This window comes from Thauera sp. (genome assembly GCF_035444905.1).
GTDB lineage: Bacteria > Pseudomonadota > Gammaproteobacteria > Burkholderiales > Rhodocyclaceae > Thauera.
In genome coordinates this window covers 1-22156 of record NZ_DAOMPS010000032.1, presented here as the reverse complement: position 1 = coordinate 22156, position 22156 = coordinate 1, and the positions used below count along the sequence as shown (strand labels likewise).

25 protein-coding genes are annotated in these 22156 nt (G+C 65.9%); 23 read left to right on the top strand and 2 right to left on the bottom strand.

The annotated features are described in order from the left end of the window. Nucleotides 1-2: 2 nt before the first annotated feature. The 9 genes from hisH (at nucleotide 3) to tatC (ending at nucleotide 4914) form a co-directional block, all read left to right on the top strand. A complete protein-coding gene (hisH, locus tag PLC66_RS14265; protein ID WP_324541541.1) occupies nucleotides 3-641 on the top strand; it encodes an imidazole glycerol phosphate synthase subunit HisH in 639 nt (212 codons plus the stop codon). Nucleotides 642-690: 49 nt separating this feature from the next. Then, nucleotides 691-1440 carry a 1-(5-phosphoribosyl)-5-[(5-phosphoribosylamino)methylideneamino]imidazole-4-carboxamide isomerase gene (gene hisA, locus PLC66_RS14260; RefSeq protein ID WP_324541539.1) on the top strand — a complete coding sequence of 250 codons (750 nt, stop codon included), beginning with the start codon at nucleotides 691-693 and terminating at the stop codon, nucleotides 1438-1440. 22 nt (nucleotides 1441-1462) lie between these two features. Further along, nucleotides 1463-2221: an imidazole glycerol phosphate synthase subunit HisF gene (hisF, locus tag PLC66_RS14255; protein ID WP_324541537.1), complete on the top strand. Its 759-nt coding sequence runs from the start codon at nucleotides 1463-1465 to the stop codon at nucleotides 2219-2221. Next, nucleotides 2218-2613 (top strand): phosphoribosyl-AMP cyclohydrolase, encoded by a 396-nt coding sequence (gene hisI, locus PLC66_RS14250; protein ID WP_324541535.1) that lies wholly within the window; start codon nucleotides 2218-2220, stop codon nucleotides 2611-2613. Before hisF ends, hisI begins: the two co-directional genes overlap by 4 nt. Then, the gene (locus PLC66_RS14245) at nucleotides 2610-2948 is read left to right on the top strand and encodes a phosphoribosyl-ATP diphosphatase (RefSeq protein ID WP_324541533.1); all 339 of its coding nucleotides are present in this window, start codon (nucleotides 2610-2612) and stop codon (nucleotides 2946-2948) included. The genes hisI and PLC66_RS14245 overlap by 4 nt, the downstream gene beginning before the upstream one ends. Beyond that, nucleotides 2945-3292: a histidine triad nucleotide-binding protein gene (locus PLC66_RS14240; protein WP_324541531.1), complete on the top strand. Its 348-nt coding sequence runs from the start codon at nucleotides 2945-2947 to the stop codon at nucleotides 3290-3292. The genes PLC66_RS14245 and PLC66_RS14240 overlap by 4 nt, the downstream gene beginning before the upstream one ends. Before the next feature lie 10 nt (nucleotides 3293-3302). Then, nucleotides 3303-3539: a Sec-independent protein translocase subunit TatA gene (tatA, locus tag PLC66_RS14235; protein WP_324541529.1), complete on the top strand. Its 237-nt coding sequence runs from the start codon at nucleotides 3303-3305 to the stop codon at nucleotides 3537-3539. Between the two features lie 98 nt (nucleotides 3540-3637). After that, entirely contained in the window at nucleotides 3638-4096 is a 459-nt protein-coding gene (gene tatB / locus PLC66_RS14230) for a Sec-independent protein translocase protein TatB (protein ID WP_324541528.1), read from the top strand. After that, nucleotides 4093-4914, top strand: coding sequence for a twin-arginine translocase subunit TatC (tatC, locus tag PLC66_RS14225; RefSeq protein ID WP_324541526.1), 822 nt, complete (start codon nucleotides 4093-4095; stop codon nucleotides 4912-4914). Before tatB ends, tatC begins: the two co-directional genes overlap by 4 nt. A 49-nt stretch (nucleotides 4915-4963) precedes the next feature. Here the strand turns inward: tatC and PLC66_RS14220 are convergent, their stop codons facing one another. Continuing rightward, nucleotides 4964-6121: a Do family serine endopeptidase gene (locus tag PLC66_RS14220; protein ID WP_324541524.1), complete on the bottom strand. Its 1158-nt coding sequence runs from the start codon at nucleotides 6119-6121 to the stop codon at nucleotides 4964-4966. An 89-nt stretch (nucleotides 6122-6210) separates the two neighbouring features. Between PLC66_RS14220 and PLC66_RS14215 the strand changes: the two genes are divergently transcribed. Then, complete coding sequence (locus PLC66_RS14215; RefSeq protein ID WP_324541522.1) at nucleotides 6211-6966, top strand: Nif3-like dinuclear metal center hexameric protein; 756 nt, start codon at nucleotides 6211-6213, stop codon at nucleotides 6964-6966. A gap of 29 nt (nucleotides 6967-6995) precedes the next feature. Here the strand turns inward: PLC66_RS14215 and PLC66_RS14210 are convergent, their stop codons facing one another. Further along, nucleotides 6996-8648, bottom strand: coding sequence for a type IV pilus assembly protein FimV (locus PLC66_RS14210; protein ID WP_324541520.1), 1653 nt, complete (start codon nucleotides 8646-8648; stop codon nucleotides 6996-6998). A 216-nt stretch (nucleotides 8649-8864) separates the two neighbouring features. On the opposite strand from PLC66_RS14210, the gene PLC66_RS14205 reads away from it, so the two are divergent. From PLC66_RS14205 to PLC66_RS14145, 13 genes are all read left to right on the top strand, one after another. Further along, on the top strand, nucleotides 8865-9431 hold the full coding sequence (locus PLC66_RS14205) for a DUF2889 domain-containing protein (RefSeq protein WP_324541518.1): 567 nt from the start codon (nucleotides 8865-8867) through the stop codon (nucleotides 9429-9431). Nucleotides 9432-9663: 232 nt separating this feature from the next. Further along, entirely contained in the window at nucleotides 9664-10824 is a 1161-nt protein-coding gene (sucC, locus tag PLC66_RS14200) for an ADP-forming succinate--CoA ligase subunit beta (protein ID WP_324541516.1), read from the top strand. 12 nt (nucleotides 10825-10836) lie between these two features. Beyond that, nucleotides 10837-11730 carry a succinate--CoA ligase subunit alpha gene (sucD, locus tag PLC66_RS14195; protein WP_324541514.1) on the top strand — a complete coding sequence of 298 codons (894 nt, stop codon included), beginning with the start codon at nucleotides 10837-10839 and terminating at the stop codon, nucleotides 11728-11730. A 148-nt stretch (nucleotides 11731-11878) separates the two neighbouring features. Further along, nucleotides 11879-12616, top strand: coding sequence for an FHA domain-containing protein (locus PLC66_RS14190; protein ID WP_324541591.1), 738 nt, complete (start codon nucleotides 11879-11881; stop codon nucleotides 12614-12616). A 122-nt stretch (nucleotides 12617-12738) separates the two neighbouring features. Further along, entirely contained in the window at nucleotides 12739-13506 is a 768-nt protein-coding gene (locus PLC66_RS14185) for an MBL fold metallo-hydrolase (protein WP_324541513.1), read from the top strand. Nucleotides 13507-13579: 73 nt separating this feature from the next. Beyond that, nucleotides 13580-15940, top strand: a complete 2361-nt coding sequence (locus PLC66_RS14180) for a GspE/PulE family protein (RefSeq protein ID WP_324541511.1) — start codon at nucleotides 13580-13582, stop codon at nucleotides 15938-15940. Between the two features lie 58 nt (nucleotides 15941-15998). Then, complete coding sequence (gene rpe / locus PLC66_RS14175) at nucleotides 15999-16694, top strand: ribulose-phosphate 3-epimerase (protein ID WP_324541510.1); 696 nt, start codon at nucleotides 15999-16001, stop codon at nucleotides 16692-16694. After that, nucleotides 16691-17371 carry a phosphoglycolate phosphatase gene (locus tag PLC66_RS14170; protein WP_324541508.1) on the top strand — a complete coding sequence of 227 codons (681 nt, stop codon included), beginning with the start codon at nucleotides 16691-16693 and terminating at the stop codon, nucleotides 17369-17371. The genes rpe and PLC66_RS14170 overlap by 4 nt, the downstream gene beginning before the upstream one ends. 302 nt (nucleotides 17372-17673) lie before the next feature. Continuing rightward, nucleotides 17674-19149 carry an anthranilate synthase component I gene (gene trpE, locus PLC66_RS14165; protein WP_324541506.1) on the top strand — a complete coding sequence of 492 codons (1476 nt, stop codon included), beginning with the start codon at nucleotides 17674-17676 and terminating at the stop codon, nucleotides 19147-19149. A gap of 189 nt (nucleotides 19150-19338) precedes the next feature. Then, nucleotides 19339-20538 (top strand): tyrosine-type recombinase/integrase, encoded by a 1200-nt coding sequence (locus PLC66_RS14160; protein ID WP_324541504.1) that lies wholly within the window; start codon nucleotides 19339-19341, stop codon nucleotides 20536-20538. Continuing rightward, nucleotides 20535-20783 (top strand): hypothetical protein, encoded by a 249-nt coding sequence (locus PLC66_RS14155; protein WP_324541502.1) that lies wholly within the window; start codon nucleotides 20535-20537, stop codon nucleotides 20781-20783. The genes PLC66_RS14160 and PLC66_RS14155 overlap by 4 nt, the downstream gene beginning before the upstream one ends. An 83-nt stretch (nucleotides 20784-20866) precedes the next feature. After that, nucleotides 20867-21073, top strand: coding sequence for a helix-turn-helix transcriptional regulator (locus tag PLC66_RS14150; RefSeq protein WP_324541500.1), 207 nt, complete (start codon nucleotides 20867-20869; stop codon nucleotides 21071-21073). Nucleotides 21074-21086: 13 nt separating this feature from the next. After that, nucleotides 21087-22156 (top strand): AAA family ATPase (locus tag PLC66_RS14145; protein WP_324541498.1); only part of this gene is annotated, 1070 nt, incomplete at its 3' end.

Genomic DNA, 22156 nt, shown 5'->3' with positions numbered 1-22156 from the left:
CGATGACCAGCGTGGCCATCATCGATTACGGCATGGGCAACCTGCGCTCGGTCGCCAAGGCGATCGAGCACGTGGCGCCCGGCCACGACGTCTTCGTGACCTCCGATCCGGCGCGTGTCGCTGCCGCAGCGCGCGTCGTCTTTCCCGGTCAGGGGGCAATGCCCGACTGCATGCGCGAACTCGACGCCCGTGGCCTGCGCCCCGCGGTGCTGGCGGCCGCGGCGGAGAAGCCCTTCCTCGGCATCTGCATCGGCCAGCAGATGCTGTTCCAGCACAGTGCCGAGGGCGACGTGCCCGGGCTCGGCATCCTGCCGGGCGACGTCGTGCGCTTTCCGGACGAGCGCATGCGGGCTGCCGACGGCAGCCGCCTGAAGGTGCCGCACATGGGCTGGAACGAGGTCTGGCAGTCTGCGCCGCACCCGCTGTGGGACGGCATTCCGGACGGCGAGCGCTTCTACTTCGTGCACAGCTACTTCGTCGTGCCCGCCGATGCCGCACTGACCGCGGCCGAGACCGACTATGGCCTGCGCTTTACCAGTGCGGTAGCGCGGGCTAATATCTTCGCGGCCCAGTTCCACCCGGAAAAGAGCGCCGCGGCCGGCCTCCGGCTTCTTGCAAATTTCATCCGCTGGCAGCCCTGAGCGCCGACGGCCCGTCTCACGACTCCGCCCCACCTGAACTGATCCCCGTATGTTGCTGATCCCCGCCATCGACCTCAAGGACGGTCACTGTGTTCGCCTGAAACAGGGCGAAATGGACGACGCCACGGTGTTTTCCGAAGACCCGGGCGCCATGGCGCGCCACTGGCTCGACGCCGGCGCCCGTCGCCTGCACCTGGTGGACCTCAATGGCGCCTTTGCCGGCAAGCCCAAGAACGGCGCAGCCATTCGCGCCATCACCGACGTCGTCGGCGAGGATATCCCGGTGCAGCTCGGTGGCGGCATTCGCGACCTCGACACCATCGAGCACTACCTCGACAACGGCATCACCTACGTCATCATCGGTACTGCCGCCGTCAAGAACCCCGGCTTCCTGCACGATGCCTGCAGCGCCTTCCCCGGCCACATCATCGTTGGCCTCGATGCCAAGGACGGCAAGGTGGCAGTCGACGGCTGGTCCAAGCTCACCGGCCACGACGTCGTGGATCTGGCGAAGAAGTTCGAGGACTACGGTGTCGAATCGGTGATCTACACCGACATCGGTCGCGACGGCATGCTGTCGGGTGTCAATATCGAGGCCACCGTGCGCCTGGCGCGCGCGCTGCGCATCCCGGTCATCGCCAGCGGTGGCATCACCGACATGCGCGACATCGACGCGCTGTGCGCGGTCGAGGAGGAAGGCATTCTCGGCGCGATCACCGGACGCGCGATCTACGAGGGCACGCTCGACTTCGCCGCCGCCCAGGCACGTGCGGACGAGCTTAACGGTGTGACTGAATGATTCTTTCCTGCGAGCGCCGCTGATGCTGGCCAAGCGCATCATTCCCTGCCTGGACGTGAAGTCCGGGCGCGTGGTCAAGGGCGTCAATTTCGTCGAGTTGCGCGATGCCGGTGATCCGGTCGAGATCGCCCGTCGCTACGACGAGCAGGGCGCCGACGAGATCACCTTCCTCGACATCACCGCCAGCTCGGACGATCGCGACATCATCCTGCACGTGGTCGAGCAGGTGGCCGAGCAGGTCTTCATCCCGCTCACCGTTGGCGGCGGCGTACGGGTGGTCGAGGATGTGCGCCGGCTGCTCAATGCCGGCGCCGACAAGGTCAGCATGAACACCGCGGCGGTGAACAACCCGCAACTGGTGCATGACGCTTCGAGCAAGGTCGGCAGCCAGTGCATCGTGGTGGCGATCGACGCCAAGCAGACCGCACCCGGCAAGTGGGAAGTGTTCACCCATGGTGGGCGCAACAACACCGGGCTGGACGCCATCGAATGGGCGCGCAGGGTCGAGTCCCTTGGTGCGGGCGAGATCCTGCTCACCAGCATGGACCGCGATGGCACCAAGAACGGTTTCGATCTCGCGCTGACGCGCGCGGTGTCGGACGCGGTGCGCATCCCGGTGATCGCCAGCGGTGGCGTCGGCACCCTCGAGCACCTCGCCGAGGGCGTGTCCGAGGGCCGCGCCGACGCCGTGCTGGCGGCGAGCATCTTCCATTTCGGACAGCACACCGTGCGCGAGGCCAAGGAGCTGATGCGTGCGCGCGGCATCGAGGTGCGGCTGTGAGCACGAGCACGCGCTGGTTGAACGAGGTCAAGTGGGACGAGCACGGCCTGGTGCCGGTGATCGCGCAGGAAGCGGCCAGCGGCGACGTGCTGATGTTCGCGTGGATGAACCGCGAGGCCTTGCAGCGTACCGCCGAGACCGGCGAAGCCATCTATTGGTCACGTTCGCGCCGTAAGCTGTGGCACAAGGGCGAGGAGTCCGGCCATGTGCAGAAGGTGCTCGACATCCGCATCGACTGCGACAATGACGTGGTGTTGCTCAAGATCGAGCAGGTCGGCGGCATCGCCTGCCACACCGGTCGGCATAGCTGCTTCTTCCAGAAGTATTTCGCCGACGGCCACTGGGAGGCCGTCGAACCGGTTTTGAAAGACCCGCAGGAGATCTACAAATGATCGATATCGAAGTGCTGCGTCGCGTGTCCGATACCCTGGTCGCGCGCAAGAAGGCCGATCCGGATTCCTCCTACGTTTCCAGCCTGTACCAGAAGGGTACGGACGCGATCTGCAAGAAGGTCGCCGAAGAGGCCGCCGAGACCATCATGGCGGCCAAGGACGAGGACAGGTTGCACCTGGTGTGGGAAGTCACCGATCTGTGGTTTCACTCGATGGTGCTGCTCGCCCACCACGGCCTGTCGGTCGATGACGTGCTGGCCGAGTTCCGCCGCCGCGAGGGCGTGTCGGGGATCGATGAGAAGAAGTCGCGCACAGCCCAGGAGGCCGGTGCATGAGCGACTGCCTGTTCTGCCGCATCGTCCGCGGCGAGATCCCGTCGAAGAAGGTGTACGAGGACGAGCACGTGTTCGCCTTTCACGACATTCACCCGGTCGCGCCGGTGCATGTGCTGGTGGTGCCGAAGCTGCACGTCGACTCGATGGCGCAGCTGACGGCGGAACACGAGACCGCGATGGGGCGTCTCATGGTTGCAGCGGGGCAGATCGCGCGCGAGCAGGGTTGCACGAACGGCTTCCGGACCATCGTCAACACCGGAAGAGTGGGTCTACAGGAGGTGTATCATCTGCACCTCCACATTCTGGGCGGCCCGGATCCCCTGCCGCCCATGTTGAAGCGTTAAGGAGAGCGGTATGGGTTCTTTCAGCATCTGGCACTGGCTGATCGTGCTGGTCATCGTCCTGCTGGTGTTCGGCACCAAGAAGCTGCGCAACATCGGCTCGGACCTCGGCGGAGCCGTGAAGGGCTTCAAGGAGGGCATGAAGGAGGGTGATGCGACCGCCGCCGGGGACAGCACCCAACAGAAGATCGTCAATGGCGAGACCATTGAGGGCGAGGCGCGCGAGAAGGTCGACAAGACCCGCAGCTGATCCTCCCGCGTCTCGATGCAACAGGGGCGCCCTGCCGGGAGCGCCCCTTCGTTTTCCTGCGGACCGCCCGCGGTGGTTCGCGTCTCGAGCGAGCAGACATGTTCGATTTCGGTTTTACTGAACTGATGGTGATCGGCGTCGTGCTGCTGATCGTGGTCGGGCCTGAGCGCCTGCCCAAGGTCGCGCGCACCGCCGGCCATCTGCTCGGGCGGGTGCAGCGCTACGTATCGGACGTCAAGTCGGACATCCAGCGCGAGATGCAGCTCGAGGAGCTCAAGAAGCTCCAGGAACAGGTCAAGCAGCAGGCGCAGGAGCTCGAGTCTTCCGTGCGCTCGGGCGTGTCCAGCATCGAGTCCGAGGTCGGGCGCACGACGGAAGAGCTGCGTTCGATGCTGCCGGATGGCGCCGCCGCCGGCCCCAATGCAGCCGAGGCGCTGAGCGGCAATCAACTGCTCGCCCAGGATCGTGCGGCAAAGGCCGATGACGGTCCGCAACTCGAGCTCGGCCTCGATTCCTCGGCACGCCCCGGCTCCACGGCAGACAAGACACAGGCATGAGTGCACAACAGGAAACCTTCATCGCCCACCTCATCGAGCTGCGCGATCGGCTGATTCGCGCCCTGCTCGCGGTCGTGGTCGTCTTCGTCTGCCTGATGCCCTGGGCCGGTGACATCTACGACATCCTCGCGCGGCCGATGATGAACACCCTCCCCGAGGGTACGAACATGATTGCCACCGGCGTCGTGACGCCGTTCTTCGTGCCGGTGAAGGTGACCATGATGGTGGCTTTCGTGATGGCGCTGCCCTGGGTGCTCTACCAGGCGTGGGCCTTCATCGCGCCCGGTCTGTACGCGCACGAGAAGCGCCTGGCGCTGCCGCTGGTGCTGGGCAGCACGCTGCTGTTCCTGATCGGCATGGCCTTCTGCTACTTCTTCGTGTTCGGCATGGTGTTCAAGTTCATCGCCGAGTTCGCGCCCAAGAGCATTGTGCCGGCGCCTGACATCGAGCAGTACCTGTCCTTCGTGATGTCGATGTTCATGGCCTTCGGCATCACCTTCGAGGTGCCGGTGGTGGTGATCCTGATGGTCAAGGCCGGCATCGTGGACGTCGCCAAGCTCAGGGAGGCGCGCCCCTACGTCATCGTGGGCGCCTTCGTGATTGCCGCGATCGTGACTCCGCCCGATGTGATCTCGCAGTTCATGCTCGCCGTGCCGATGTGCCTGCTGTACGAGCTGGGCATCGTGCTGGCCAGCATGATGAGCAAGCCCTCGCCGCGGCAGGAAGCGGCCGCCGACTACGTGCCGCCCTCGATCGCCGACATGGACAAGGAACTCGACCGCATCGAGGCCGACGAGCGCAAGGGCAGGGGCGACTGAGCGGCGGGCCTGGCACGGGGCGCGGCCTGCGCCCTGCGTCGGGGCGGGCTCAGCGGGTGGCGACCGGCGGCGGGCGGCGCCCGACGGCGACCTTCAACTCCAGCTCCTGAGCACCGCGCCGCACGCGAAACACCACTTCCTGACCGGGCGGCACCGCCGCCACCATGTCGAGCATCGCGCGTGGGTCGCGCACCACCTTGCCGTCGAGGGCGATCAGCACATCGCCCGGCCGCACGCCGGCGCGTTCGGCCGGGCTGCCGCGCAGCACGCCGGCAATGAGTGCGCCGCGCGCATCGGCGTAGCCGAAGGATTCGGCAAGCTCGGGCGTCAGGTCCTGGATCTCGACGCCGACCCAGCCGCGGACGACCTCGCCGCGGGCGACGATCTGCTCGAGCACATCTCGCGCGATCGACACCGGGATGGCGAAGCCGATGCCGAGCGAACCCCCCGAGCGTGAGTAGATGGCGGTGTTGATTCCCACCAGGTGGCCGGCGCTGTCGACGAGGGCGCCGCCCGAGTTCCCGGGGTTGATGGCGGCGTCGGTCTGGATGTAGTTCTCGAAGGTGTTGATGCCGAGCTGGCTGCGCCCGAGCGCCGACACGATGCCCATCGTCACCGTCTGGCCGACGCCGAAGGGGTTGCCGATGGCGAGCACGACATCGCCGACACTCAGGCTTTCGCTGGCGGAAAAGGTGATCGCCGGCAGCGTGTCGCCGGCCTCCAGCCGGAGCACGGCAAGGTCGGTCTCGGGGTCGCGGCCGATGAGCTGGGCGGGAAACTTGCGGCCATCGTTGAGCGCGACCTCGATCTCGTCGGCCGTCTCGATGACGTGGTTGTTGGTCAGCACATAGCCGTCGGGGCTGACGATGACGCCCGAGCCGAGGCCGGACTCGCGCTGGCTCGGGCCGTTGTCGGGGCGCTCGCCGAAGAAGTGGCGAAACAGCGGGTCATCGAACAGCGGGTGGCGCTGGCTGCGGCCGGCCTTGGTGGTGAAGACATGGACCACCGCGGGCATGGACTGCTGGGCCGCCGGGGCGTAGGAGCCGGCGGCGGCCGCGCGTTCGCCGCCGGCAGGGGCCTCCAGGATCGCCACCACCGCTGCGGGCGTGGCGTTGCGCAACCACTCGGGCTTGAGCGTGTTGAGCACGAACAGCACGGCCACGCTGACGGTCACGGCCTGCGCGAAGATGAGCCACAAGCGGCGCATAATGTTGGACTCTAGGTACGAGGGCCTCGAAAGGGCCGGCAGGGCCGCGACAGGAACGCCTGCCGGCCGCATGAGGTGAAGGAGACGGCATGCAACTCATCGAGCTCAGGAACTATCTCGACACCCTGCTCGACGCTTCACGGCTGAAGGATTATTGCCCAAACGGTCTGCAAGTGGAAGGACGCTCCGAGGTGGCGCGCGTGCTGTGCGGCGTGACCGCCAGCCAGGCCCTGCTCGACCGGGCCGTCGCCGGCGGCTATGACGCGGTGTTCGTGCATCACGGCTATTTCTGGAAGGGCGAGGATGGCACCATCACCGGCTTCCGTCGCCAGCGCCTGCGCACGCTGCTCAGCAATGACATCAGCCTGTTTGCCTACCATCTGCCGCTCGACGTGCACCCGGAGCTGGGCAACAACGCGCAGTTCGGCAGGCTGATGGGCTGGCAGGGCGAGGCCCGCTTCGCGGACCAGGAGCTGGGCTGGATCGGCCGTCCAGCGGCTGGCGCGGACGGGAAGACGGCAGCGTGCATTGCGCGCTCGGTTGCCGCCCGCCTCGGGCGCGATCCGCTGCTGGTCGGGGACGGCGATCGCGCGGTGCGCCGCGTCGCCTGGTGCACCGGAGGTGCGCAGGGCTATTTCGAGCAAGCCATCCTGGCGGGGGCGGACCTCTACGTCTCGGGTGAGATTTCCGAGCAGACCGTGCATCTTGCGCGCGAGACGGGCGTGCCCTACATCGCTGCCGGCCATCACGCCACCGAGCGCTATGGTGCACGCGCGGTTGCCGCGCACCTGCGCGAGCGGCTCGGCCTCGCGACCGATTTCGTCGACCTCGACAATCCGGTCTGATCGCGCTCGCAGGGCGGACAGGGGGCTGGTCAGCGGCGCGTCGTGTAGTTGCCCGACTCCGGCTGGTAGGGGCCGAGCTCTTCCTCGAGGACGGCCGACAACATCAGGATCTCGTCGATCACGGTGAAGGGGAAGCCGGCCCGCGTGCCTTCGCGATTGTCGCGCAACAACACCTGCAGATAGCGCTGGCAGGTGGTCGTGCGCCAGCACTTCTGCAGCGTCTCGATGATGTGCGGCAGATCTTCCAGGCTGGTGCGCGACGCGCGCAGGCTGTCGTAGTTCTGCCAGTTGACTGCGTTCACGTTGAAGGTCTTGTTCAGCTCTCGCGCGATGGCGTCGAACTCGGTCCGCAGGCCGGCCGCACGATAGACCTCGAGCAGCTTGAGCCAGGGTGCGACCGCCTGCTTCGGATTGCCACGGATGAATTCGGCCAGGGTTTCTGCGGCACCGTGCATGCGTCCGAAGCTCATCATGATGTCGGCCAGCTCGACCGCGGATTTGTGCTCTTCGTTCGGTGCCCGCTCGGCGTCGCCGCTGACGACGATCGGGGTCTCGATCGCGGCGACCGGCAGCGGCTCCCAGTCGACGATCGCCTTCGTGCCGTTGGCGTGCGCAGGATCGGTGGCGATGGCGCTGCGCGCCTTCAGTCCGCCCGCCGCGGACGAGGCCGGGCGGGTCGTCGGCTGGGTGGCCGCCGTCACGCGCTGGCGGCCCGAGGGCGGGGCCGTGACGCTGCGCCGACGCAGCAATAGCAGGGTCAGCAGCAGTGCGGCAAGGGCCAGCCCACCGAGCAGATAGCGGTCGTCGCTGGCGGCGCTGGACACGGGGGGCGTGGCCGCTGCCGTCGTCGGTGGCGCCGCGATGGACGCGCTGTCGGCCACCGGTGCCGTCGCGTGCGCGGCTGCTTCTGCGTCCAGTGCGCGGACACGTGCCTCGAGCCGGACCTGCATCTCCTCCAGTTCGCGGATGCGGGCGATCAACTCCATCTCCGCGATGATGCTGCGGTCGATGGCCGCCGCCAGTTCGCGCTCGCGCGCCAGCAGCGCGTCGCTCGCGGAGGCGGCGGCTGCCGAGCCCGCGCGGGCGCTGCCCGGCGTCGCGGCCTTGTCGACCTCGAGCCGGTCCTGGCTGGCCGCATTGGCCGCATTGGCCGCGGCTGTGCTGCGTGCGGGCGCCGCCGCTGCCGTGCGCGCCGGCGTGGTCGCGCGCGCCGGAGGACGGGCCTGCGAGCGGGCCGCAGCGGCGGGTGCCGGGCGTGGCGGACTGGCGCGCTGGGCTGTGGTGGCCGGGACGGGGGCCGCATCGGGGTAGGGCAGCAGCAGGGTGTACTCGCGCCGCAGCCGGGACTCGCAGGTGTTCTCGATGGCGAGCTTGAGGACGGGTTCGTTCATCGGCGTGCGGCTGCTCACGACCAGGCGGGCGTTGGCGCCGCTGCCGACGATTTGGATCTGGCCGGCCTGCAGCCAGGGCAGGTCGGCACCCACACCGGCCGGCGTGACGACGCGGAAGCAGTCGGCCAGGGCTGGCCTTTCGCCACCGATCAGGCGAATCTCGGCGCGAAATGGTGCGCCGATCGCCGACAGTGCGCCCAACTCGCCGAGCGCGGCGGCAGAGGCCGCCGGAACGCTGTTGAACAGTGCCGTGGCGAGGGCGAGGGCGAGCGGTATCCGGTTGTTCGTCATTGTCCGCGCTTCCGGCGGGGTGGAATCGATGCTGGGTTTGTATCAGAGTCTTTACAGCCATTCCAGCGACTGGGTCGCAAACCGGATGCTGATTACGTCGCAACGTGATTTTTTTGGTGCGCGCCGGATGGGCCAGGCGGAGGGGCCAGGCTGTGGTGCAGCGCTCAAATCGGTTAAGATCGACAATCCATACGTCAGCGTACGTCAAGGCCGCTCATGCCGCTTCCCGATCACCCTGTGTCGCGTCGCCGTGTCCACACCCGGCGCATCGAAGTCGAGGGTTTCGTGCGCGAGGACGGGCTCTACGAACTCGAAGCCTCGCTCTGCGATGTCAAGGACATCGACTATCCGATCGCGTCCGGGCTTCGTCCGGCCGGCGTGCCGGTGCACCTGATGCGGGTGCGCCTCACCATCGACAAGGCCTTCAACATCCTCGAGGCGGTCGCCTGCTCGGACGGCGTGCCCTATCCGGGCATGTGCGACACCATCGGCCCGGCTTACCGCCGGCTGGTCGGGCTCAATCTCGTGCGCGGTTTCCGGCGCACGATCGGCGAGATGTTCGCCGACGTGCGCGGCTGCACCCACATGACCGAGATGCTGCTGTCGCTGCCCACGGCCGCGATCCAGACCTTCGCCACCTTCCGCCGTGACAACGAGGACACGCCCGAGAAACCTTTCCAGCTCGATCGCTGTCACGCGCTCGAGAGCTCGGCCGAGGCGGTGCGCGTGTACTACCCGAAATGGTATCGCGCGGAGACGCTGGGACGCCCGGGCGAGGTCTGACACGCCGTGCGCGGAGCGGCTGTGCACTGCGCAAAATTGGTTATAATTATGGAGTCTTGCGGTCGTGGCGCGGGTTTGCGTGCGTGCCGCGGGTCGGGTCGGGGGGTCCCGATTCAAGGCGGGGGGCGACGGTCGAGGGAGACGGCGCCCGTCGTGGAGCGCACGCTCCGAAGCATGCCATCAACCTGCTCGTGGCGGCTCGCGCCGTTGCGGCTTCGATCGAAGGGCAATCATGAAGATTCATGAGTATCAGGCAAAAGAACTACTGAGAAAATATGGCGTCGTCACGCCGCGCGGCTTCCATTGCGTGTCCGTGGATGGGGCGGTCAAGGCAGCCGAGGAACTGGGCGGCAAGATCTGGGTGGTGAAGGCCCAGATCCACGCCGGCGGCCGCGGCAAGGGCGGTGGCGTCAAGCTCGCCCGCTCGCTCGACGAAGTGCGCCAGCACGCCAACGACATCCTCGGCATGCAGCTCGTGACCCACCAGACCGGCCCCGAGGGGCAGAAGGTGCGCAACCTGCTGATCGAGGAAGGCGCCGACATCAAGCACGAATACTACGTCGCCGCGCTGACCGACCGCGCCACCCAGAAGGTCGCCATGATGGCCTCCTCCGAGGGCGGCATGGACATCGAGGAGGTCGCGCACAACACCCCCGAGAAGATCCTCAAGGAATTCGTCGATCCGCTCGTCGGCCTCACCGACGCCCAGGCCGAGAACCTGGCCCGCGGCATCGGCGTGCCCGAGGCTTCGGTGGCCAAGGCGGTCGACACGCTCAAGCGCCTGTACACCTGCTACATGGAAAGCGATGCCTCGCTGGCGGAAATCAACCCGCTGATCCTCGAAGGCAACGGCAACATCAAGGCCCTGGACGCCAAGTTCAACTTCGACTCCAACGCCCTCTACCGCCACCCGGAAATCGTCGACTTCCGTGACTTCGACGAAGAGGACGCCGACGAGATCGAGGCCTCCAAGTTCGACCTCGCCTACATCAGCCTCGACGGCAACATCGGCTGCCTGGTCAATGGCGCCGGCCTGGCGATGGCCACCATGGACACGATCAAGCTGTTCGGCGCCGAGCCGGCCAACTTCCTCGACGTCGGCGGCGGCGCGACCACCGAGAAGGTCACCGAAGCCTTCAAGATCATGCTCAAGAACCCCAAGGTCAAGGGCATCCTGGTCAACATCTTCGGCGGCATCATGCGCTGCGACACCATCGCCACCGGCGTGGTCGCCGCGGCCAAGGAAGTTCATCTCTCCGTCCCGCTCGTGGTGCGCATGAAGGGCACCAACGAAGATCTCGGCAAGAAGATCCTTGCCGAGTCGGGCCTGCCGATCATCACCGCCGACACCATGGCGGAAGCTGCGACCAAGATCGTCGCTGCGGTCAAGTAAGGAGAGCTTCGAATGTCCATCCTGATCAACAAAGACACCAAGGTCATCACCCAGGGCATCACCGGCAAGACCGGTCAGTTCCACACCGAGAAGTGCCAGGAATACGCCAACGGCAAGAACTGCTTCGTCGCCGGCGTGAACCCGAAGAAGGCGGGCGAGAAGATCTTCGACATCCCGATCTACGCCTCGGTCAAGGAAGCGGCGTCGGAGACCGGCGCCACCGTGTCGGTGATCTACGTGCCGCCCGCGGGCGCGGCCGACGCCATCTGGGAGGCCTGCGAAGCCGACCTCGATCTGGCGATCTGCATCACCGAAGGCATCCCGGTCCGCGACATGCTGGTCGTGCGCAACAAGATGAAGCAGAAGGTCGCCGCCGGCGGCAAGGAAACCCTGCTGCTCGGCCCCAACTGTCCCGGCCTGATCACGCCCGACGAGATCAAGATCGGCATCATGCCCGGCCACATCCACCGCAAGGGCCGCATCGGCGTGGTGTCGCGCTCCGGCACCCTGACCTATGAAGCCGTCGCCCAGCTCACCGAGATCGGCCTCGGCCAGTCGTCGGCGGTCGGCATCGGCGGCGACCCGATCAACGGCCTGAAGCACATCGACGTGATGCGCATGTTCAACGACGATCCGGACACCGATGCGGTGATCATGATCGGCGAGATCGGCGGTCCGGACGAGGCCGAAGCCGCGATGTGGTGCAAGGCCAACATGAAGAAGCCGATCGTCGGCTTCATCGCCGGCGTCACCGCGCCGGCCGGCAAGCGCATGGGCCATGCCGGTGCGCTGATCTCGGGCGGCGCGGACACCGCCGATGCCAAGCTCGCCATCATGGAAGAGTGCGGCTTCACGGTCACGCGCAACCCGTCCGAGATGGCCAAGCTGCTCAAGGCCATGCTCTGATCCTGCGCAACACCTGCAGCTCGAAGGCGCCGGCTGGTCCGGCGCCTTTTTTGTTAACCGCGCCCGGCCGCGCGTTAGAATGCCCACATTCGCCGTCAATGGCCGCGTGCTGCATGGGCGCCGCGGCAACTATTCAATGGGTGGGGGCATGCCGAAGTTGGTTCTCAGCATGGATGGTCTGGTGCTCAAGGAGATGGCGCTCACCAAGGAGCGCACCACCATCGGGCGCAAGCCGGACAACGACATCCAGATCGACAACCTGGCCATCAGCGGTCATCACGCGGTGATCACCTGCATCACCAACGATGCCTTCCTCGAAGACCAGAACAGCACCAACGGCACCTATCTGAATGGCCAGCCGGTCAAGAAGAACGTGCTGCGCAACAACGACGTCATCGAACTCGGCAAGTACAAGATCAAGTTCCTCACCGACGGCGTCAAGACCGGCCTGTCGCCCTCCGAAATGATCGATACCGCGGCGCTCAAGCCGTTCGAGATGCCGGGGGTGAGTACCGACGTGACGGCCTCGACCGCCGGCCCGGCGCCGACCGAGACCCAGGTCGTGGCGGCCGCCGCGCGGCGCCAGCTCGAGCAGGGGGGCGGGCCGCCAGCCGGGGCCGACCGGCTGGGGGTGATCCAGGTCCTGAGCGGGGCGAACGCCGGGCGCGAGCTGCAACTGACGAAATCGATGACGACGCTGGGCAAGCCCGGGCGCCAGGTCGCGGTGATCACGCGCCGACCGCACGGCTACTTCATCACGCACGTCGAGGGGGCGAGCTTTCCGCTCGTCAACGGCAAGGCGATCGATGCCCAGGCGCGCCACCTCAATGACCATGACATCGTCGAGCTGGCCGGCGTGAAGATGGAGTTCTTCCTGCGCGGCTGAGTCCCCGCGGCGACGTGAATTTGTGCCGCGCTGCCCCGTTTGCCGGGGTGATAATGTCTGCGCTCACGAGGAATCAACGCGCGGCAGCCCGCACACTGCCCGTGATGCGGGTGGAAAAGGCGATGAAGCTGAAGGTGCTGGGGTGCAGCGGCGGGATCGGTGGTTCGCAATCGCGTACGACAGCCTTTCTTGTCGATGAGGACATTCTGATCGATTGCGGTACGGGCGTCGGCGACCTCTCGCTCGACGTGTTGCGCCGGGTCGACCACGTCTTCCTGACCCACGCCCACCTCGATCACATCGCGGCGCTGCCGCTGCTCATCGATTCGGTGGGCGAGCTGCGCAGCACGCCGATCCTGGTCCATGCGACGCCGGAAACGCTCCGCATCCTGCACTCCCATGTCTTCAACTGGCTGATCTGGCCGGACTTCTCGGCCATCCCCGACCATCATCAGCCCTTCATGCGTTTCCAGCCGATGAAGGTGGGTGAGTGCGTGGAGCTCGATGGCCGCCGGATCACCGCTCTGCCTGCACGCCACACCGTGCCCGCGGTCGCCTACTGCCTCGACAGTGGCGAGGGCCAGCTTGTGTTCTCCGGCGACACCGCCTACTGTCCCGAACTCATCGCCGCGATCAACGATCAGCGTGCGCTGCGACACCTGATCCTCGAGACCGCCTTCGCCGAGGAGCAGCACGGCCTGGCGCTGGCGTCGCGGCACCTGTGTCCGAGCATGTCGCTCGCGGTCCTGGAAGAAGTGCGCGGGACGCCGGTCGTCCATATCAGCCACCTGAAGCCCGGCGGCAGCCTGCGCATCATGGAAGAGCTGCGCGCAGGGGCGCCGCGGCTGTCGGTACGTCGACTCGAACAGGGTGAAGTGCTCGAGTTCTGAGTTCCGCGGCGACGCGGCCCGCTGCGGCTGGAGCGCCTGACCCTGCCATGCATTGAAGGAGGTCCGAGCCACGATGAGCGAAACCGCCCCCGCCCCGTTCACGTCCAGCGCCGTGTCGCGCCGCCTGTCCTTCTTCAAGGGTTTGCAGGCCTTGACCAACCGCATCCACGCGAGCAAGGACATCGACGAGATCATGCTCGAGCTCGCGCCCCAACTCTGTGCGCTGTTCGAAGCCGAGCGATTCACCATCTATGCGCTGGAAGAGGGCGGCGGCTCGATCGTCACCCGAGTCAAGACCGGTCTCAGCGGCGTGCAGAGCATCCGCCTGCCGATCGGCGAGAACAGCATCGCCGGCTTCGTCGCGCTCAGTGGTGACTTGGTCAACATCCGCGACGTGTACGACGATCAGGAGCTGCGAGCGATCGCGCCGGGGCTCAAGTTGCGGCGCGAAGTGGACGCCAGCACGGGTTTCCATTCCCGTCAGATGCTGGTCGCCCCGATCCGCGATCCCGACACCGGCAGCCTGCTCGGGGTGGTGCAGCTGATCAACACCCGCAATGGCGAACCCTTTTCCAAGGTGGCCGAGGAGGGGGTGCTGGGGTTGGCGCAGACGCTGGGCGTGGCCTTCCTGCGCCACACCCGCGAGCCGGGGCGGCTGCGCTCGCGCTTCGATGCACTCGTCGTCGATGGCCGCATCACCGCCGAAGAGTTCGCCGACATCACGCGTGAGGCGCGCACCAGCGGCAGCTCCACCGAAGCGCTGCTCGTGGACCAACTCGGGCTTTCCCATGCCGAGCTGGGTGCAGCCGCGGCGCGCTATTTCGGTGTGCCCTACCAGCCCTTCGTCACCAACCATGTCAAGCCGATGGACCTGCTGCGCAACATCAAGCGCGAGTACGTCGAGCAAAGCCTGTGGCTGCCCTACGAAGAGACCCCCGAGGGGGTGGTGATCCTGTGCATCGACCCCGAGCAGGTGCGCAGCTCGGGCGTGGCGCAGAACGTGCTGCCGAAGAAGCGGCTCAGCTTCCGCGTCACCACCATCCATGACTTCGAGCAGACGGTGGAGCAGTACTTCGGCACCTCGCTCGACGACTCCTCGGTCTCCGACCTGTTGTCCGACCTCAACGACCGCGATGACGACAGCACCTCGCTGAAGGACGACGTCACCGCCGCGGCGGACAACGAGCTGGTCAAGCTGGTCAACAAGATCATCATCGACGCCTACCGCCAGGGCGCCTCCGACATCCACATCGAACCGCGGGTGGGCAAGGAGAAGACCCTGGTGCGCTTTCGCAAGGACGGCTCGCTGGTGCCGTACATCGAGATCCCCGCCAGCTACCGCAACGCGCTGGTGACGCGCATCAAGATCATGTGCGACCTCGACATCTCCGAGCGCCGCAAGCCCCAGGACGGCAAGATCAGGTTCCGCAAGTTTGCGCCGGTCGACCTCGAACTGCGGGTGGCGACCCTGCCCACCCAGGGCGGCATGGAAGACGTGGTGATGCGCCTGCTTGCGCACAGCAAGCCGATCCCGATCGACGAGCTCGGGCTGCTGCCCTTCAACCTCGAGCGCCTGAAGTCGGCGATCGCCAAGCCCTACGGCATCTTCTTCGTGTGCGGTCCGACCGGCTCGGGCAAGACCACCACGCTGCATTCCATCCTCAGCTACATCAACACGCCGGACACCAAGATCTGGACTGTCGAGGACCCGGTCGAGATCACGCAGAAAGGGCTGCGCCAGGTGCAGGTCAATCGCAAGGCCGGGATCGACTTCGCCACCATGATGCGCGCCTTCCTGCGCGCCGACCCGGACGTGATCATGGTCGGCGAGATGCGCGACCACGAGACCGTGGCAGTCGGCATCGAAGCGTCGCTCACCGGTCACCTGGTGTTCTCCACCCTGCACACCAACAGCGCGCCCGAGTCCGTCGTCCGCCTGCTCGACATGGGCATGGATCCGTTCAACTTCTCGGATGCGCTGCTCGGCGTGCTCGCCCAGCGCCTGGCCAAGCGCCTGTGCACCAGGTGCCGCGAGCGCTATCAGCCCGACGCGGGCGAGCTGCAGCGCCTGGTCGACGAGTACTGCGAGGACATGCACCTGACCCCCGATTTTCGTGCCGATCCCGACGGCGCGCGACAGCGGGTGCTCGCGCGCTGGCGCGAGGCTTTCGCCGACAAGGACGGCGGCTTCACGCTGTACCGGGCGGTGGGCTGCGAGCACTGCACTCAGGGCTACAAGGGGCGGGTCGGCCTGCACGAACTGATGCTCGGCTCCGACGCCATCAAGCGCCTCATCCAGGAGCGCGCTCGGGTCGAACAGGTGCTCGGCCAGGCGCTCGCCGAGGGCATGCGCACGCTGCGCCAGGACGGCATCGAGAAGGTGTTGTCGGGCATCACCGACATGAAGCAGGTGCGCAAGGTCTGCGTGCGCTGAGCGCAGGGGCGCGCATGGCGGTTAGAATCCAGAGCGACCCCCGTTCCGGAGACTGCCCATGTACCGCATTGCCCCCAGCCTGTTGTCCGCCGACTTTGCCCGCCTCGGCGAGGAGGTGCGTAACGTCATCGCCGCTGGCGCGGACTGGATCCACTTCGACGTCATGGACAACCACTACGTCCCCAATCTCACCATCGGCCCGCTGGTGTGCGAGGCCATCCGCCCGCACACCACCGCGCCGATCGACGTGCACCTGATGGTGAAGCCGGTCGACCGCATCATCCCCGACTTCGCCAGGGCCGGCGCCAACGTCATCACCTTCCACCCCGAGGCCTCCGAGCACATCGACCGCAGCCTCGGCCTGATCCGCGATGCCGGCTGCGAGGCCGGCCTCGTGTTCAACCCGGCGACGCCGCTGCACCACATGGACCACGTCATGGACAAGCTCGACGTGGTGCTGCTGATGAGCGTCAATCCGGGCTTCGGCGGGCAGAAGTTCATTCCCGAGACCCTCGTCAAGCTGCGCGCCGCACGCGCCAAGCTCGACGCCTACGAGGCGCGCACGGGCCGCCGCATCCTGCTCGAGATCGACGGCGGGGTGAAGACCGACAACATCGCCGACATCGCCCGCGCCGGTGCCGACACCTTCGTCGCCGGCTCGGCCGTGTTCGGTGCCGGCAGGGACAGCGACCCCCACCGCTACGACTCCGTCATCGGCGCGCTGCGCGCCGAACTCGCCAGGGTGGGGGCATGAGCGTGACGGCGCGCTTCTCGCCACGGGCGGTGCTGTTCGACCTCGACGGCACCTTGCTCGACACCATCGCCGACCTCGCCGACGCTGCCAACCTGATGCTGTCCGAGCTCGGCCGTCCGGCACGCAGCCAGGACGAAATCCACAGCTTCGTCGGCAAGGGCATTCCCAACCTCGTGCGCCGCTGCATGACCGAGGGCACGGCCGCCACCGAGGCCGAGATCGACGCCGCGGTCGCGGTCTTCCGCCGCCACTATGCGGTGGTCAACGGCGTGAGCTCGCGCCCCTACCCCGGCGTCACCGAACTGCTCGCCGCGCTGCGGGCGCGTGAGCTGCCGCTCGCCGTCGTCACCAACAAGGCCGAGGCCTTTACCCTGCCGCTGCTCGAGCGCATGGACATTGCGCACTATTTCGACACCGTGGTGAGCGGCGATACCCTGGCGGTGAAGAAGCCCGATCCCGCGGTGGTCCTGCTCGCCTGCGAGCGCCTCGGCGTCGCGCCGGGCGAGGCGCTGATGATCGGCGACTCGGCCAACGATGCGCTCGCTGCCCAGGGCGCGGGCATGCCGGTGCTGCTCGTCACCTATGGCTACAGCGAAGGGGTGCCGGTGGACACTATCGAATGCGATGGGCTACTATCGAACGCGCTTCAGGCGCTGGACCATATCGGCTCGGCATAGCTGCCGCCAGGGCTGCACGGCGCGGCTTCAATCGGCCGGTTTCCGCTGTCTGGCTTCCACCGCGCCTGGCCTTCTCACTCCACCTCAGATCGACATCGTGATGCGCGCACTCCGGGATCGCCTCCTCGCCGCCAGCTCCTCCGTCCAGCCCGTCTGGCGCGGCGGCTGGCGTTGGCGTTTGGGCCACTGAACGCGATTCCCCTTCGCGGGGGGCCGGGCAGCGCCGAGTGCGCACGCCTTCACTGCCTGTCTCCCCGCCTGCTGCAAGCCTCTCCGAATCACACGCTGTCCGTGGAGTCCCCATGCTCGAACACGAATTCAACGCCCTTGCCGCCGAGGGCTACAACCGCATCCCGGTCACGCTCGAGACCTTCGCCGATCTCGACACTCCGCTATCCATCTACCTGAAGCTCGCCAACGAGCCCTATACCTACCTGCTCGAATCCGTGCAGGGTGGCGAGCGTTTCGGCCGCTATTCCTTCATCGGCCTCGCCTCGCCGACGCGCATCGAGGTGTATGAGCGTTCGGCCCTGCTGCTCACCGGCAACCGCCTGGTCGAGCGTCGCGACTACGGCGATCCGCTCAACTTCGTCGCCGAGTTCATGAACCGCATCAAGGTGCCGCCGCGCGAGCACCTGCCTCGCTTCGCCGGCGGCCTGGTGGGCTGCTTCGGCTACGACACGGTGCGCTACATCGAACCCAAGCTGGCCAGGACCGACAAGCCCGATCCCGTCGGCACGCCCGACATCCTGCTGCTGCTGTCCGAGGAGGTCGCGATCGTCGACAACCTCAGCGGCAAGCTCACCCTGGTCGTGTATGCCGAGCCCGAGGTGCCCGGCGCCTGGAAGCGTGCGCAGAAGCGCCTGCGCGAGCTGCTCGCGCGCCTGCGCGCGCCGGTGCAGATGCCCGAGGATGTGCGCGCCGAGCCCGCGCCCGCGGTGTCGAGCTTTGGCGAGGACGCCTTCAAGGACGCGGTGCGCCGTGCCAAGCAGTACATCGTCGACGGCGACGTCATGCAGGTCGTGCTGTCGCAGCGCATGAGCAAGCCCTTCGCCGCCAGCCCGATGGCGCTGTACCGCGCGATCCGCTCGCTCAACCCCTCGCCCTACATGTTCTATTTCAACTTCGAGGACTTCCACGTCGTCGGCGCCTCGCCCGAGATCCTGACCCGGCTCGAGGACGACGTCGTCACCGTGCGCCCGATCGCCGGCACCCGCAAGCGCGGCGCCACGGTGACCGAGGACCTCGCGCTCGAGCAGGAGCTGCTCGCCGACGAGAAGGAGCGCGCCGAGCACCTGCAGCTGCTCGACCTCGGCCGCAACGACGCCGGCCGGGTGTCCGAGACCGGTACCGTCAAGGTCACCGAGCGCTTCACCATCGAGCGCTACTCGCATGTGATGCACATCGTCTCCAACGTCGAGGGCAGGCTCAAGGAAGGGCTCAATGCGCTCGCCGTGCTGCGCGCCACCTTCCCGGCCGGCACCGTGTCGGGGGCCCCCAAGGTGCGGGCGATGGAGATCATCGACGAGCTCGAGCCGGTCAAGCGCGGCATCTATGCCGGGGCGGCGGGCTACCTGGGCTTTCACGGCGACATGGACCTTGCCATCGCGATCCGTACCGCGGTGGTGAAGGACGGCCAGATCCACGTCCAGGCCGGCGCCGGCATCGTCGCCGACTCCGATCCCGACGCCGAATGGCAGGAAACCCAGAGCAAGGCGCGCGCCATGCTGCGCGCCGCCGAGATGGCCGAAGGCGGGCTGGACACGCCGGTGCAGTGAGGAGCGCGACATGCTGCTGATGATCGATAACTATCATCGGCATCCAGTGAAGTCCAAGGTTGTCCGATACCCAAGCCAAAAGCCAGCAGCGGCGCGGGTTTGAAGGCCAGCAGCAACCATCATTGTCCATTGTCATCCGGTTAAATTGCGGGTATCGTTGCGGGTATCGAAAGCCTGATACCCGCAGCCATGCCCCTAACCGACGCCAAGATTCGCAACGCGAAGCCCGCAGACAAGCCGCAGAAGCTGGCGGACGGCGGCGGGCTGTACCTTGAAGTTCGCCCGACCGGCGCGAAGTTGTGGCGCTACCGCTACCGCATCGCGGGCAAAGAAAACGTCTTTGCCGTCGGCGACTATCCAACCATCGGCCTATCGGACGCACGCGACGAACACCGCAAGGCGCGGGCATTGGTCGAACAAGGCATTCACCCTTCCCACAATCGACAGGCCGAACGGCTGGCGAACGTCACGGCCAACGCAAACACCTTCGAAGCCGTCGCGCGGGAGTGGATAGCGAAGAAGTCGGCAGGATGGACGCCGTACTATCTGCGGCAGGTTGAACGCTTCTTGGCCGCCGACGTGTTCCCCTATGTGGGCAAGCTACCGATTCGCAGCGTCACGGCGGCGCACTTGCTCGAAATCATCCGTCGCATTGAAGGCCGGGGCGCTGAAACCGTCGCGCTGTTGGTTCGGCAATGGTCTTCGGCCATCTTCCGCTATGCCGTCGCAACGCTTCGCGCCGACAGCGACCCCGCCGCAGCGTTGAAGGGCGCGATTCACCGCCCGAAGGTCGAACACCGCAAGCCGCTTTCGCGCGAACAAATCGGCGACTTTGCGAAGGCGCTAGACGAATACGGCGGGTATCGAACAACCGTTATCGCGCTGCGGCTGATGTTGCTTACCTTCGTTCGTACCGTCGAACTTCGCAAAGCCGAATGGTCGGAATTCGACCTAGACCGCGCGGAATGGCGGATACCAGCCGAACGAATGAAGATGCGCGAACCGCACATAGTCCCGCTGTCGAAACAGGCCGTCGAACTGCTGCGCGAACTGCATACCCACACGGGCGGGCGCGGAATGCTGTTCCCGAACTACCGCAACCCGAAAGAGTGCATGACCGCTACCACGTTGAACCGGGCGCTTGAACGCATGGGCTTCAACGGCAAAGACAGCATCGGGTTTTCCGCGCACGGCTTCCGCGCTACCGCTTCGACCATCCTTAACGAAATGGGCTACCGGCCCGACGTGATCGAACGCCAGTTGGCGCACGCCGAACGCAACAAGGTTCGCGCCAGCTACAACCAAGCGCAGTACATGGAAGACCGCCGAAACATGATGCAGGAATGGGCGGATATGGTCGGCGAAATGACCGCAGGGGCCGCGCAATGACGAACTACAGCATCGAAGACGGCTTGCCGATACCCGAAGCCAACAAGGGCGGCAGGCCGCCGCTTGAACGCTTGGCCGAACGCGACGAAAAGATATTGGAAGCGGTCGCGCAAGGCGTCGAACTTAACGAAGCAATCGAAGCCGCGATACCAAAAAATATCGAACGCGGTTCCGAAAATTGGTATCAACGAAAATCAGAATTGAAGAAAAGAATAACGAACAAAATCAACAACCTGTCGAAGTAATATCGAATAGGTTATTCCCCGTGACCCCGCCTAACAGACGGTAAAAAATGCGTCCATCCCAACACGGATAAGGATGGACGCAAATGAACCAACTCCCCGAAACTGGCTTTCTGCGCCTGCCGCAGATCATCGGCGACCCCGCCAAGGGTTTGCCCCCAATCATCCCGGTCAAGAAATCGACTTGGTGGCAGGGCGTCAAAACCGGGCGCTTCCCGCAGCCGGTCAAGCTTGGCCCGCGCGTTACCGCGTGGCGTGTCGAAGACATACGCGCCCTGATTGCATCGGCTTGAAGGGGGTTCGCTAGTGTCTGCCCACAATATCGCGCCAGATTTCGGCTTTGGGCCGAAGTCCTTAGAAGAACGGCAAGAAGATTGGCGCGAAATGCTGGCGCTTATTCCTGTAAGGCCGAAGAACAAGGACGAAGACATACGCGCCGTCGCGCAAGCGTTGAAGACTAACGGCGCTGACTTCGAATCGCTGTTTATCGAGTTTGCGAAGAAACACGGCATTCGTTCCCATCGGGCGAAGTGGATTTGGAACAAGGAAAAACCCGAATCCGACGCATTCGAAGAACTGTTGGAACAGTACGAAGCCGCGAAGAAGCAAAAGCAACGGTTTAGCCCGCTTTCCGCCGCGATTATTGAAGCGATGCCGCCGCAGCCGTGGCGAGTGAAGGACGTACTACCGGCGTTCGGTCTGGCCGCGTTCTACGGCGCTTCAACCGCTGGCAAGTCGTTTGCCGCGTTGGAAATGGCCGCAGCCATTGCCGAAGGTATGCCGTTCTTCGGGCACGCCACAAAACCCGCTCCCGTGCTGATTGTGGGCTTGGAAGGCGAAAGCGGATACCGGGGCCGCGTCCTTGCGTGGCAGCGCCACCACGGGCGCGCTATGCCCGACAACGTGGGCTTTCTGCTGCAACCGTTCCGCCTTACTGACCCGCAGGACGTGGCCGACCTTGCCGCCATCTGTCCGCCCGGCTGCGTCGTCTTTATCGATACCCTGAACAGGGCCGCGCCCGGAATGGACGAAAACAGCAGCCGCGATATGGGCGCAGTGATCGAAGGCGCGAAGACGCTTCAACGTTTAATCGGCGGGCTTGTCGTTCTTGTTGCCCACACGGGCAAGGATTCGGCGAAGGGGCTTCGCGGGCATTCAAGCCTGTTTGCCGCGCTAGACGCCGCCGTTCTGGTAAGCCGCGAAGGCGACGCCCGAAGCTGGAAAGTCGATAAAGCGAAGGACGGGCGCGACGGCGACGTTCATTACTTCCGCTTGCATGTCGTCGAAATCGAAACAGACGAAGACGGCGACGTAGTTACTTCGTGCGTCGTGGTGCCGGATAACGTCATGCCCACAAGGGCCGAAAAGCCGCTAAC

Excerpts from the sequence above, each read along its gene's own strand:
- PLC66_RS14170 (WP_324541508.1), top strand. The coding sequence starts at position 16,691 with ATGAGCGTGACGGCGCGCTTCTCGCCACGGGCGGTGCTGTTCGACCTC.
- PLC66_RS14220 (WP_324541524.1), bottom strand. The coding sequence starts at position 6,121 with ATGCGCCGCTTGTGGCTCATCTTCGCGCAGGCCGTGACCGTCAGCGTG.
- sucD (WP_324541514.1), top strand. The coding sequence starts at position 10,837 with ATGTCCATCCTGATCAACAAAGACACCAAGGTCATCACCCAGGGCATC.
- PLC66_RS14160 (WP_324541504.1), top strand. The coding sequence starts at position 19,339 with ATGCCCCTAACCGACGCCAAGATTCGCAACGCGAAGCCCGCAGACAAG.
- tatB (WP_324541528.1), top strand. The coding sequence starts at position 3,638 with ATGTTCGATTTCGGTTTTACTGAACTGATGGTGATCGGCGTCGTGCTG.
- PLC66_RS14155 (WP_324541502.1), top strand. The coding sequence starts at position 20,535 with ATGACGAACTACAGCATCGAAGACGGCTTGCCGATACCCGAAGCCAAC.
- tatA (WP_324541529.1), top strand. The coding sequence starts at position 3,303 with ATGGGTTCTTTCAGCATCTGGCACTGGCTGATCGTGCTGGTCATCGTC.
- rpe (WP_324541510.1), top strand. The coding sequence starts at position 15,999 with ATGTACCGCATTGCCCCCAGCCTGTTGTCCGCCGACTTTGCCCGCCTC.
- PLC66_RS14190 (WP_324541591.1), top strand. The coding sequence starts at position 11,879 with ATGCCGAAGTTGGTTCTCAGCATGGATGGTCTGGTGCTCAAGGAGATG.
- hisA (WP_324541539.1), top strand. The coding sequence starts at position 691 with ATGTTGCTGATCCCCGCCATCGACCTCAAGGACGGTCACTGTGTTCGC.
- PLC66_RS14205 (WP_324541518.1), top strand. The coding sequence starts at position 8,865 with ATGCCGCTTCCCGATCACCCTGTGTCGCGTCGCCGTGTCCACACCCGG.
- hisF (WP_324541537.1), top strand. The coding sequence starts at position 1,463 with ATGCTGGCCAAGCGCATCATTCCCTGCCTGGACGTGAAGTCCGGGCGC.
- PLC66_RS14210 (WP_324541520.1), bottom strand. The coding sequence starts at position 8,648 with ATGACGAACAACCGGATACCGCTCGCCCTCGCCCTCGCCACGGCACTG.
- PLC66_RS14150 (WP_324541500.1), top strand. The coding sequence starts at position 20,867 with ATGAACCAACTCCCCGAAACTGGCTTTCTGCGCCTGCCGCAGATCATC.
- trpE (WP_324541506.1), top strand. The coding sequence starts at position 17,674 with ATGCTCGAACACGAATTCAACGCCCTTGCCGCCGAGGGCTACAACCGC.
- hisH (WP_324541541.1), top strand. The coding sequence starts at position 3 with ATGACCAGCGTGGCCATCATCGATTACGGCATGGGCAACCTGCGCTCG.
- sucC (WP_324541516.1), top strand. The coding sequence starts at position 9,664 with ATGAAGATTCATGAGTATCAGGCAAAAGAACTACTGAGAAAATATGGC.
- PLC66_RS14215 (WP_324541522.1), top strand. The coding sequence starts at position 6,211 with ATGCAACTCATCGAGCTCAGGAACTATCTCGACACCCTGCTCGACGCT.
- PLC66_RS14180 (WP_324541511.1), top strand. The coding sequence starts at position 13,580 with ATGAGCGAAACCGCCCCCGCCCCGTTCACGTCCAGCGCCGTGTCGCGC.
- tatC (WP_324541526.1), top strand. The coding sequence starts at position 4,093 with ATGAGTGCACAACAGGAAACCTTCATCGCCCACCTCATCGAGCTGCGC.
- PLC66_RS14185 (WP_324541513.1), top strand. The coding sequence starts at position 12,739 with ATGAAGCTGAAGGTGCTGGGGTGCAGCGGCGGGATCGGTGGTTCGCAA.
- PLC66_RS14240 (WP_324541531.1), top strand. The coding sequence starts at position 2,945 with ATGAGCGACTGCCTGTTCTGCCGCATCGTCCGCGGCGAGATCCCGTCG.
- PLC66_RS14245 (WP_324541533.1), top strand. The coding sequence starts at position 2,610 with ATGATCGATATCGAAGTGCTGCGTCGCGTGTCCGATACCCTGGTCGCG.